Here is a 13,155-nt window from a genome sequence, read left to right as displayed (position 1 = left end):
GAAACCTCATGACCGACGCGTTCGAACTCCCCAGCACAATGGTCCAAGCCCTTCAGCGCCGCGCGGCCTTGACCCCGGATCGGGTGGCGTTGCGTTTTCTCGCCGACACCGCGGATCAGGCCGTGGTGCTCAGTTATCGCGAGCTGGATCAGCGGGCGCGAACCATTGCCGGTGCGTTGCAGGTTCGAGCGGATTTCGGCGATCGCGCGGTGTTGCTGTTTCCCAGCGGCCCGGATTACGTCGCGGCGTTTTTTGGCTGCCTTTACGCGGGCGTGATCGCCGTGCCGGCTTATCCGCCGGAATCGACGCGCCGCCATCATCAGGAGCGCTTGCTGTCGATCATCGACGATGCCGAGCCGAAGCTGCTGCTGACCAGTGCCGATCTGCGCGACTCGCTGCTGCAGATTGAAGGCGCGCCGCCGTTGCTCTGTGTCGATACCCTGGACGCCGACCTGGCCGAGCACTGGCTTGCACCGGACCTCTCAGACGATCACATCGCCTTCCTGCAATACACCTCCGGGTCCACCGCGCTGCCCAAAGGCGTGCAGGTCAGCCACGGCAATCTGGTCGCCAATGAACGGCTGATCCGCCACGGCTTCGGCATCGACCTGAATCCTGATGACGTGATCGTCAGCTGGTTGCCGCTGTACCACGACATGGGTTTGATCGGCGGTTTGTTGCAGCCGATTTTCAGCGGTGTGCCCTGCGTGTTGATGTCGCCAGCGTACTTCCTCGGCCGACCGTTGCGCTGGCTGGAAGCGATCAGCGAGTACGGCGGCACCATCAGTGGCGGGCCGGACTTCGCCTATCGCCTATGCAGCGAACGGGTCAGCGAGTCGGCCCTTGAGCGGCTCGACCTGAGCGGTTGGCGCGTGGCCTATTCTGGCTCCGAGCCGATTCGCCTGGATACTCTGCAACGCTTCACCGAGAAGTTCGCGAGCTGCAGTTTTTCAGGGGAGAGTTTCATGGCGTCCTACGGCCTGGCCGAAGCGACGTTGTTCGTTGCTGGCACGGCTCGCGGTCAAGGCATCGGCAGCCTGCGGGTGGATGATCAGTCCCTGGCCAGCAACCACGTCGAAGCGGGCGAGGGCAGCGCGATCATGAGTTGCGGGGTCAGCCAGCCGGATCACGCGGTGTTGATCATGGACCCGGCATCACTCAGTGAATTGGCCGACAACAAGGTCGGTGAGGTCTGGGCCTGTGGGCCGAGCATTGCCCGCGGCTACTGGCGCAACCCTGAAGCCACCGCCAGGACCTTTGTCGAACATGCGGGCCAGATGTGGCTGCGCACCGGCGACCTGGGCTTCATGCGCGGCGGTGAATTGTTCATTACCGGGCGCCTCAAGGACATGCTGATCGTGCGCGGGCACAATCTGTATCCGCAGGACATCGAACAGACGATCGAGCGTGAAGTCGAGGTGGTGCGCAAAGGCCGCGTTGCTGCGTTTGCGGTCACGGTTGAGGGTGATGAAGGCATCGGCATCGCCGCCGAGATCAGCCGCAGCGTGCAGAAGATCCTCGCGCCGGAGGCGTTGATCAAGACCATTCGCCAGGTGGTGGCCGAGGCATATCAGCAGGCGCCGAGTGTGGTGGTGCTGCTCAACCCGGGGGCGTTGCCGAAGACCTCCAGCGGCAAGTTGCAACGCTCGGCGTGCCGTAATCGGCTGGCCGATGGCAGCCTCGACAGCTATGCGCTGTTCCCCTCGCCAGTGGTCGAACGTGATGCTGCTACCGAGTCGGATTCGCCATTGCAAAAACTGATCGGGCAGATCTGGTGCGAGCAGTTGCAGCTCAAGGATATTGGCGCCGACGATCACTTTTTCCTGCTCGGCGGCAACTCCATTGCCGCCACTCAGGTGGTTGCTCGACTGCGTGAAGCCCTCGGCCTGGAACTGAACCTGCGCCTGCTGTTCGAAGCGCCGACCCTCGGCGCATTCACCGCGCAGGTGGCGCGTCTGCAACAGGACGGTGGCGTGGCTCAAGGTGCAATCAGCCCATTGTCGCGGCGTGAGGCGATGCCGCAATCCCTGGCGCAGAACCGTTTGTGGATCACCTGGCAGCTGGAACCGCAGAGCAGCGCCTACAACATTCCCGGTGCCTTGCGCCTGCGTGGTGAACTGGATGAGCACGCCTTGCGCGTCAGTTTCCAGCGCTTGATCGAGCGTCATGAGTCCCTGCGCACGCGCTTCTTCGAGCGTGACGGCGTTGCGCTGCAACAGGTCGATAAGGCAGGTGAGTTCAATCTGCAAATGATCGACATCAGCGACCTGCCCGCCGCCGAGCGAGAGGCCCGGGCAGAGCAAATCCGCGAAGACGAAGCGCATACCCAGTTCGATCTGCAACAGGGGCCGTTGCTGTGGGTGACCCTGGTGCGACTCGATGAGCAGGATCATCAACTGCTGGTGACGATGCACCACATCATCGCCGATGGCTGGTCGATGAATGTGCTGATCGACGAGTTTTCTCGCCTGTACGCGGCGGCATGCCAAGGCCAGAGCGCAACACTGGCAGCGCTGCCGACCCAGTACGCCGACTATGGCAGCTGGCAGCGTCAGTGGTTGGCCCAAGGCGAGGGCGAGCGGCAATTGGCTTACTGGAAGGCGCAGTTGGGGGATGAACATCCGGTCTTGAATCTGGCCACTGATCATCCGCGCTCGGCGCAACAGACGCGCAGCGCTGCACGCCACAGCGTGCGTCTGGACGCGTCGCTGAGCGAGGCGCTTCGTCAAACTGCACAAGCTCACGAGTGCACGCCATTTATGCTGTTGCTGGCTGCGTTCCAGACTCTGTTGCACCGCTACACGGGGCAGCGCGACATCCGCATCGGCGTGCCCAACGCCAACCGTCCGCGTCTGGAAACCCAAGGCCTGATCGGCTTCTTCATCAACACCCAGGTGTTGCGTGCCGAGGTGGATGCGCGTCTGTCGTTTGTCGAGTTGCTGGCGCAAACCCGTGCCGTTGCATTGGGTGCTCAGGCCCATCAGGACCTGCCGTTCGAACAATTGCTGGAAGCCTTCCCGCAGGCGCGCGAGCAGGGTTTGTTCCAGGTTATGTTCAACCATCAGCAACGGGACTTGAGTGCACTGCACAGGCTGCCGGGGTTGCTGGCCGAGGAGCTGCCGTGGCATAGCCGCGAAGCCAAGTTCGATTTGCAGTTGCACAGCGAAGAGGATCGCCATGGGCGCTTGAGCCTGTCCTTCGACTACGCCAGCGAACTGTTCGATGCCGGGACCATCGAGCGTTTGGCCGGGCATTTGCGCAACCTGCTGCGGGCCGTCTGTGAACAACCGCAAACAGCCATCGCGGATTTGCCGCTGTTGACCGCCTCCGAGCAGCTTCAGCAATCGCAGTGGGGCATCAACAACCGTGTTCCGGCCAGCCAATGGCTGCCCGAGCAACTCGACAAGCAGGCCCGCGAGACACCTGAGCGAACCGCACTGCTGTGGGACGGCGGCAGTCTCAGTTTTGCTGAACTGCACACCCGGGCCAATCGCCTGGCTCACTACCTGCGTGACAAAGGTGTCGGGCCGGACGTGTGCGTGGCAATAGCCTGTGAGCGCTCGCCACAGTTGCTGATCGGCTTGCTGGCCCTTCTCAAGGCCGGCGGTGCCTACGTGCCGCTGGACCCGGAGTACCCGGCGGACCGTCTGGCCTACATGCTCGGCGACAGCGGCGTGCAATTGCTACTCACCCAGAGCGCACTGCTCGATCGCTTGCCGATTTGCGCGGGCGTCAGTGTGATCGCCATGGATGCCCTGCACCTTGAAAACTGGCCAAGTCACGCGCCGGGGTTGCACCTGCATGGCGACAACCTGGCCTACGTGATCTACACATCAGGCTCCACCGGGCAACCCAAAGGCGTCGGTGTCACCCACGCAGCCTTGGCCGAGCGCCTGCAATGGATGCAGGACACCTACCGTCTGGACGACAGCGATGTGCTGATGCAAAAGGCACCGATCAGCTTCGACGTGTCGGTGTGGGAATGCTTCTGGCCACTGATCACCGGCGCTCGTCTGGTACTCGCCGCGCCCGGCGAACACCGTGACCCGCAGCGCATTGCGCAGCTGGTTCAGGAGCACGGCGTCACCACCTTGCACTTCGTGCCGCCGCTGCTGGCGCTGTTCATCGACGAACCGCTGAGCGAGCATTGCACCAGCCTGCGCCGGGTGTTTTCCGGGGGCGAGGCCTTGCCTGCCGAACTGCGCAACCGCGTGCTGGCGCAACTGCCGGCGGTGCAGTTGCACAACCGCTATGGCCCGACCGAAACCGCGATCAACGTCACCCATTGGCACTGCACCGCAGCCGATGGCGAGCGCTCGCCAATTGGGCGGCCGCTGGGGAACGTGATCTGCCGAATCCTTGATGCTGACCTCAACCCGGTACCGGTCGGTGTGCCGGGTGAGTTGTGCATCGGTGGTATCGGTCTGGCACGCGGTTATCTCGGGCGTCCGGCATTGACGGCCGAGCGTTTTGTCGTCGATCCATTGGGCGAGCCGGGCGTTCGTTTGTACCGCAGCGGTGACTGCGCGCGGTGGACGGCCGATGGCGTCATCGAATACCTCGGTCGCCTCGACCAGCAGGTCAAGCTGCGCGGTTTCCGCGTCGAACCGCAGGAAATCGAAGCGCGCTTGCTGGCCTGTGAAGGCGTCGCCCAGGCGGTGGTGCTGGTGCGGGCAACGGCTGCGGGTGCGCAACTGATCGGGTACTTCACGGCTGCTGAAACCGAAGAGAGCGAAGCTGCGCAAAGTGCACGCTTGCTCGTAACGCTGGCTGCCGAACTGCCGGACTACATGGTTCCGGCGCAACTGATGCGCCTCGATGCGATGCCGCTGAGCCCGAGCGGCAAACTCGACCGCCGCGCCTTGCCGGAGCCGCAATGGCAGGTGCGTGAACACGTGCAACCGGACAGCGCACTGGAGCAGCAGATCGCCGCGATATGGGGTGAAGTATTGGGGCTGGCACAAGTCGGCCTGCGTGATGACTTCTTCGCCCTTGGCGGCCACTCGCTGTTGGCCACGCAGATCATTTCCCGCACCCGTCAGGCCTGCGACGTGGAACTGCCGCTGCGCACCTTGTTCGAGCACAGCGAACTCGGTGACTTTGCCAAACAGGTCGGGTTGATCCAGGCCAGCGGTTGCACCAACCGGATGCCGGCCATCGCCAGCGTCGATCGGCGCCAGGCCGTGCCGCTGTCCTACTCCCAGCAACGCATGTGGTTCCTCTGGCAGATGGAACCGGACAGCCCGGCGTACAACGTCGGCGGCATGGCGCGCCTGCGTGGCGTGCTGGATGTCGCGCGTTTTGAAGCGGCGCTGCAAGCGTTGATCATGCGCCACGAAACCCTGCGCACCACCTTCCCGAGCATCGATGGCGTGGCCCGGCAGCAGGTGCACGGCGAAACCCGGGTGCGCATGGCGTGGCAGGATTTCACCGCGCTGGATGTAGTCAGTCGGCAACGGCACGTCCAGCAACTGGCCGATGACGAAGCGCACCGGCCGTTCGACCTGGAAACCGGGCCGCTGCTGCGCGCCTGCCTGGTCAAGACCGCCGAGCAGGAGCATTACCTGGTGCTGACCCTGCACCACATCGTCACCGAAGGCTGGGCGATGGATATTTTTGCCCGCGAACTCAGTGCGCTCTACGAAGCGTTCATCGACGATCGCGAATCCCCGCTGGCGCCGTTGCCGGTGCAGTATCTGGACTACAGCGTCTGGCAGCGGCAGTGGCTGGAGTCCGGCGAGCGTCAGCGCCAGCTCGATTACTGGACGGTTCAGCTCGGCCATGAACATCCGTTGCTGGAGCTGCCCGCCGATCGTCCGCGTCCTCCTGTGCAAAGCCATCGAGGCGAACTGTATCGCTTTGACCTGAGCGATGAACTGGCAGCGCGGGTCCGTGCGTTCAATGCGCAACATGGGTTGACCCTGTTCATGACCATGACCGCCACACTGGCCACGTTGTTGTACCGCTACAGCGGCCAGACCGATCTGCGTATCGGCGCGCCGGTGGCTAACCGTATCCGTCCGGAGAGCGAAGGGCTGATTGGCGCATTCCTCAACACCCAGGTGCTGCGTTGCCGACTCGACGGGCAGATGACCGTGGGCGAGTTGTTTGACCAAGTCCGCCACACGGTGATCGAAGGCCAGTCCCATCAGGATCTGCCGTTCGATCATCTGGTGGAAGCCTTGCAGCCACCGCGCAGCGCCGCCTACAACCCGTTGTTCCAGGTGATGTGCAACGTACAGCGCTGGGAGTTCCAGCAGAGTCGCGACCTGGCCGGCATGACGGTCGAATACCTGGCCAACGATGCCCGGGCGACCAAGTTCGACCTCAACCTGGAAGTCACCGATCTGGATCATCGCCTGGGTTGCTGCCTGACCTACAGCAGCGATCTGTTCGACGAGCCGCGCATTGCACGCATGGCTGTGCATTGGCGGCAGTTGCTGGAGGCGTTGATCGCCGACCCGCAGCAGCGTCTGAGCGAGTTGCCCTTGCTCGACGCCAATGAACGCCGGCAGTTGCTCGACAGCCTCGCTGCCGAACCGGGCGAGCACCGACTGGATCAATGCATCCAGCAACTGTTCAGCGAACAGGCGCTGATACGCAAGGACGCACCGGCCCTGACCTTCGCCGGGCAAACGTTGAGCTATGCCGAACTCGACCGCCGGGCCAATCGCCTGGCCTGGATGCTACGCGAACGCGGCGTCGGGCCACAGGTGCGTGTGGGGCTGGCACTGGAGCGTTCGCTGGAAATGGTGGTCGGCCTGCTGGCGATCCTCAAGGCCGGCGGTGCCTATGTTCCGCTCGACCCGGAATACCCGCTGGACCGCCTGCACTACATGATCGAAGACAGTGGCATCGGGGTGTTGCTCAGCGACGCGGCGATGTTCGAGGCACTGGGTGAGTTGCCTGCAAATATACGGCGTTGGTGCCTCGAAGAAGACACCGCAGCGCTGGCGGATTACCCCGAAACCGAGCTGCCGTTTATCAGCTTGCCGCAACATCAGGCCTACCTGATCTACACCTCCGGTTCCACCGGTAAACCCAAGGGCGTGGTGGTGTCCCACGGTGAAATCGCCATGCATTGCCGCGCGGTGATCGAACGTTTCGGCATGCGCTCGGACGATTGCGAACTGCATTTCTATTCGATCAACTTCGACGCCGCCACCGAGCGCTTGCTGGTGCCGCTGTTGAGCGGTGCCCAGGTGGTACTGCGCGCCCAGGGTCAATGGGACGCCGAGCAGATCTGCGATTTGATCCGCAGCCACCGCATCAACGTGCTGGGCTTCACCCCCAGCTACGGCAGTCAGTTGGCGCAATGGCTGGCGACCGCCGGCGAAACCTTGCCGGTGCGCATGATCATCACCGGCGGCGAGGCCCTGACCGGTGAACACCTGTCGCGTATTAGTGCGGCATTCAAGCCGGAGAAATTCTTCAACGCCTACGGTCCGACCGAAACCGTGGTCATGCCGCTGGCCGGCCTCACGCCTGAGGTTTGGGAGGAGGGCGCCGGCAGCGTGCCGATCGGCACTGTCATCGGTGATCGCGTGGCCTACATTCTGGACGCCGATCTGGCGTTGGTGCCACAAGGTGCGAGCGGCGAGTTGTACGTCGGTGGCGCCGGTCTGGCCCAGGGGTATCACCAGCGTCCGGGCATGACCGCCGAGCGTTTCGTCGCCGATCCGTTTGCCGCCGATGGTGGTCGTATCTATCGTACCGGCGACCTGGTGCGCCAGCGCGCCGATGGGCAGGTGGAGTACCTGGGGCGGATCGATCATCAGGTGAAAATTCGCGGTTTCCGCATCGAGTTGGGCGAGATCGAAAGCCGCTTGCTGGAGCATCCACAAGTACGTGAAACCGTGGTGCTGGCACTCGAAGCAGCCAGCGGCAAACAACTGGTGGCCTACCTGGTTACCGACGTCGCCGAGCACAACCAAGCGCAGCAAAATGATTTACGCGAAGCCCTCAAGGCCCACCTCAAGTCACAGTTGCCGGATTACATGGTGCCCACGCACCTGATCCTTCTGAACAGCATGCCACTGACCGCCAACGGCAAACTCGACCGCCGCGCCTTGCCGGTGCCGGACCCTGAGCAGAACCGGCAGCAATACGTGGCACCGAGCAACGAGCTGGAACTTGCGTTGGCGCAGATCTGGTGCGAGGTGCTGAACGTCGAACAGGTCGGCCTCAACGACAACTTCTTTGAGCTGGGCGGTGATTCGATCCTGTCGATTCAAGTGGTCAGTCGCGCACGGCAGCAGGGCATTCATTTCAGCCCCCGTGAGCTGTTCCAGCACCAGACCGTGCAGACCCTCGCCGCCGTGGCGACCCGCACCGAACAGGTCCGCGCGGAGCAAGGACTGCTTAGCGGCCATTCGCAGCTGACACCGATCCAGCACTGGTTCTTCGATACCGAAATGCCCCGGCGGCACCACTGGAACCAGGCGTTGCTGCTGCAACCGAGCGTCACCCTGGAACCCCATCGCCTGGAGCAGGCACTGTTGGCTGTGATCGAACAGCACGATGCCTTGCGCCTGCGCTTCAGCCAGGCGCAAGGCCGCTGGCAGGCCAGGTATCAGCCCGTCGACGACAGTGCGGTGCTGTGGCAGGTGCGCGTTGATTCAATGGACAAATGCGCGGCGCTGTTCGCCGATGCCCAGCGGAGCCTTGACCTCGAAGAAGGGCCGCTGATGCGCGTGCTGCTGGTCGACGGTCCGCAGGGACAGCAACGCGTGTTTATCGCGATTCATCACCTGGTGGTGGACGGCGTGTCGTGGCGAGTGCTGCTGGACGACCTGCAAACCCTGTATCGCCAGCTCGATGGGCAGCAGTCGGTCAAACTGCCGGCAAAAACCAGTGCCTTCCGGGACTGGACCGCGCGCTTGCAGGCTTATGCCAGCAGCGAGTCACTGCGGGAAGAGCTGGGATGGTGGCAGGCGCAACTGGCCGGAACGAACGGTGAGCTGCCTTGTGATCGCCCTGGCGGAGGCCAACAGAACCGACACGCACAAACCCTCAGCGTGCGCCTTGACAGCGAACGTACCCGGCAACTGCTGCAACAGGCACCGAGTGCCTATCGCACCCAGGTCAACGATTTGCTGCTGACCGCATTGGCGCGGGTGCTATGCCGCTGGAGCGGTGATACATCGGCGCTGGTCCAGCTGGAAGGTCACGGCCGTGAAAGCCTGTTCGACGAAATCGACCTGACCCGCACCGTGGGCTGGTTCACCAGCGCGTATCCGTTGCGCCTGACCCCAGTGAACATCGAGGAAGCTGCCGGGCAAGGCGCCTCGATCAAGGCGATCAAGGAGCAGTTGCGCGCGGTGCCGCACAAGGGCCTGGGTTATGGCGTGCTGCGTTACCTGACCGACGAGCACAGTCGCACAACCCTGCAATCGTTGCCGCAGGCGGCGATCACCTTCAACTATCTCGGCCAATTCGACCAGAGCTTCGGCAGCGACGCGTTGTTCCATCCGCTGGATGAAGCCACGGGGGCGGCCCACGATGCGCATGCGCCGCTGCCCAATGCCTTGAGCGTCGACAGCCAGGTCTACGGCGGTGAGCTGGTGTTGCGCTGGACTTTCAGTGCCGAACGCTACGACGCGCAGACCATCGGTGAGTTGGCGGATGCCTACCTGGGTGAACTGCAGAGCCTGATCGAACATTGCCTGCGCCCTGATGCTGGCGGTCTGACGCCGTCGGATTTCCCTCTGGCGAAACTCAACCAGGCGCAACTGGACGCGCTCCCGGTACCGGCCGCCGTCATCGAAGACGTCTACCCGCTGACGCCGATGCAGGAAGGCATGCTGCTGCACACCTTGCTCGAACCGGGCACCGGTCTGTACTACATGCAGGACCGTTATCGCATTAACAGCGAACTCGACCCGCAACGCTTCGCCGAGGCCTGGCAAGCGGTGATCGCCCGCCACGAAGCACTGCGTGCGTCGTTCTGCTGGAACATCGGCGAAGACATGTTGCAGGTGATCCACAAACCCGGTGATACGCCCATCGAATATCTCGACTGGACGGACATTACCGAAGCCGAGCAGGAGCCAAAGCTGCAAGCGTTGCTCAAGACCGAGCGCGAGGCCGGTTTCGATCTGCTCAACCAGGCACCTTTCCATCTGCGTTTGATACGGGTCGACGCGGCGCGCTACTGGTTCATGATGAGCAACCATCACATCCTGATCGATGCCTGGTGCCGTTCGCTGCTGATGAACGATTTCTTCGACATCTACACCGCCCTTGGTGAAGGTCGGGAGGCGCAACTTGGGCTTGCCCCGCGTTACCGCGATTACATCGGCTGGCTGCAACACCAGAGCCTGAGCGAGGCGCGGCAATGGTGGAAAACCAACCTGCAAGGTTTCGAACGCACGACGCCCATCCCGAGCGACCGGCCGATCCTGCGCGAGCATGCCGGTGACAGCGGCGGCATGATCGTTGGCGACTGTTACACCCGGCTCGATGCCCGCGACGGTGCCCGTTTGCGCGAACTGGCCCAGGCGCATCAGTTAACCATCAACACGTTTGCCCAGGCGGCATGGGCCTTGGTCCTGCGGCGCTTGAGCGGTGATCATGACGTGCTGTTCGGCGTGACAGTGGCGGGGCGCCCGGTGGAGCTGCCGCAGATGCAACGCACAGTAGGACTGTTCATCAACAGCATCGCCCTGCGGGTGAAAATGCCTGAGCAAGACCAGCGTTGCAGCGTGCGCCAGTGGCTGAGCGGATTGCTCGACAGCAACATGCAACTGCGTGAGTTCGAATACCTGCCGCTGGTGAGCATTCAGGAACAGAGCGAGTTGCCCAAAGGCCAGCCGCTGTTCGACAGCCTGTTCGTCTTTGAAAACGCCCCGGTGGAAGTCGCAGTCCTTGATCGCGCCCGGCATTTCAATGCCACGTCGGATTCCGGGCGCACCCACACCAACTTCCCGTTGACGGCGGTGTGCTACCCCGGCGATGACCTGGGGTTGCACTTGTCCTATGACCGGCGCTATTTCGACGAATCCTCCGTGGAACGCATGCTTGCAGAGTTCAAGCGCCTGCTGCTGGCGCTGATGGATGGCTTCCATGGCGACATGGCGGACTTGCCGTTGCTCGGAACCGAAGAGCGGGACTTGCTGATTCATGGCTGCAACCAGAGTCGGCAGGACTATCCGCTGGATCAGAGCTACGTGGCGTTGTTTGAAGCGCAAGTTCAGCGCCATCCGAAGCGCATTGCCGCCACTTGCCTCAGTCAGCAACTCAGTTATCAGGCGCTCAATGAGTGCAGCAATCGCCTCGGTCACGCGTTGATCGCGGTGGGTGTCGGGCTGGATCAGCCGGTGGCGCTGCTGGCCGAACGCAGCCTCGATCTGCTGGGCATGATCATTGGCAGCTTCAAGGCCGGGGCGGGGTATCTGCCGTTGGACCCGGGGCTGCCGAGTCAGCGTCTGAGCCGTATCATCGAGCTGAGCCGTACGCCGTTGCTGGTGTGCACCCAGGCATACCATGAGCAGGCGACGGCACTGCTGGACGAGTTCGCCTGCGCCCATCGACCTCGCTTGCTGGTCTGGGAAGAGGTGCAGTCCCTGGCACTGACGGCAACTAACCCGGGTGTCTACAGCCGCCCCGATAACCTGGCATACGTGATCTACACCTCAGGCTCCACCGGATTGCCGAAGGGCGTGATGGTCGAGCAGCGCGGCATGCTCAACAACCAGTTGAGCAAGGTGCCTTACCTGAGCCTGAGCGAGGCGGACGTGATCGCTCAGACCGCTTCGCAAAGCTTCGACATTTCCGTGTGGCAGTTTCTCGCCGCGCCGCTGTTTGGCGCGCGGGTGGACATCGCGCCCAATGCCATTGCGCATGATCCCCACGGCCTGCTGGCTCATGTGCAAAGCCAGGGCATCACGGTGCTGGAAAGCGTACCGTCGTTGATCCAGGGCATGCTGACGCAGGAGCGCGTGAGCCTCGACGGCTTGCGCTGGATGCTGCCAACCGGTGAGGCGATGCCCCCGGAACTGGCGCACCAATGGTTGTTGCGTTATCCGGACATCGGTCTGGTGAATGCATACGGTCCGGCTGAGTGCTCGGATGACGTGGCGTTCTTCCGGGTTGACCTGGCGTCAACGCGCGGCAGCTATCTGCCGATTGGCAACCCGACCGACAACAATCGCTTGTACCTGCTCGATGGCGCACTGGAACTGGTGCCGCTGGGCGCCGTGGGCGAGTTGTGCATAGCCGGTACAGGTGTCGGGCGCGGTTATGTCAGCGATCCGTTGCGCACTGCACCGGTGTTCGTGCCGAACCCGTTCGGCGGGCCGGGCGAGCGTCTGTATCGCACCGGCGACCTGGCCCGCCGTCGCAGCGACGGCGTGCTGGAGTACGTCGGTCGCGTCGACCATCAAGTGAAGGTTCGCGGTTATCGCATCGAGCTGGGGGAAATCGAGGCGCGTCTGCATGAGCAGCCGCAGATTCGTGATGCAGCGGTTGGCGTGCAGGAGGGCGTCAATGGCAAGCACCTGGTCGGGTACCTGGTGGCCGCTGAGTCCTCGTTTGAAACGGCGGATCAACTGGAACTGATCAAGCAACGCCTGCGCAGCGAATTGCCGGAATACATGGTGCCGCTGCATTGGTTATGGCTCGACAGACTGCCGCTCAACGCCAACGGCAAACTGGATCGAAAGGCGCTGCCGACGCTGGAAATCGGTCAACTGCAAAGTCAGGACTATCAGGCGCCGCGCAACCCACTTGAGCAAACCCTGGCCGCTATCTGGGCCGAGGTTTTGAAAGTGGAGCAGGTCGGTATCCGCGACAACTTCTTCGAACTGGGCGGGCATTCGTTGCTGGCTACGCAGATCGCGTCACGGGTGCAGAAAACCCTGCAACGGGATGTGCCGTTGCGGGCGATGTTCGAGTGCAGCACGGTGCAAGAGTTGGCCGGGTACATCGACGGATTGGCAGCCAACGACATGACGGAGGAGAAGGTGGATCGGTTGAATGACTTGATGGCGGAGCTGGAGGGGCTTTGATGCTTTAGGGGCTGATCCGGCCTTTTCGTCAGTAGCCCGCTCCCACAGCACCCTGTCGGAGCGAGCTTACTTGCGAGGAGGCCAGCCACAAACGCATACACTCGTGTGATTGACCGCGTGTTGTCAGCCGCACAATCTGCCTCTCCAC

The 13,155-nt window shown here is 62.8% G+C and carries 1 protein-coding gene; it reads left to right on the top strand.

Going from position 1 to position 13,155, the window contains the following annotated elements; all coding sequences use genetic code 11:
• The first annotated feature begins 8 nt into the window (after window positions 1-8).
• Window positions 9-13,007 (top strand): non-ribosomal peptide synthetase, encoded by a 12,999-nt coding sequence (locus EIY72_RS27765; RefSeq protein ID WP_093224783.1) that lies wholly within the window; start codon window positions 9-11, stop codon window positions 13,005-13,007.
• Window positions 13,008-13,155: the final 148 nt, after the last annotated feature.

The sequence above is a fragment of the Pseudomonas vancouverensis genome, from assembly GCF_004348895.1.
In the GTDB taxonomy this organism is placed as follows: domain Bacteria; phylum Pseudomonadota; class Gammaproteobacteria; order Pseudomonadales; family Pseudomonadaceae; genus Aquipseudomonas; species Aquipseudomonas vancouverensis.
Note: the sequence above shows the minus strand (reverse complement) of the source record. Positions and strands in the feature narration are given on the sequence as shown.

Excerpts from the sequence above, each read along its gene's own strand:
- EIY72_RS27765 (WP_093224783.1), top strand. The coding sequence starts at position 9 with ATGACCGACGCGTTCGAACTCCCCAGCACAATGGTCCAAGCCCTTCAG.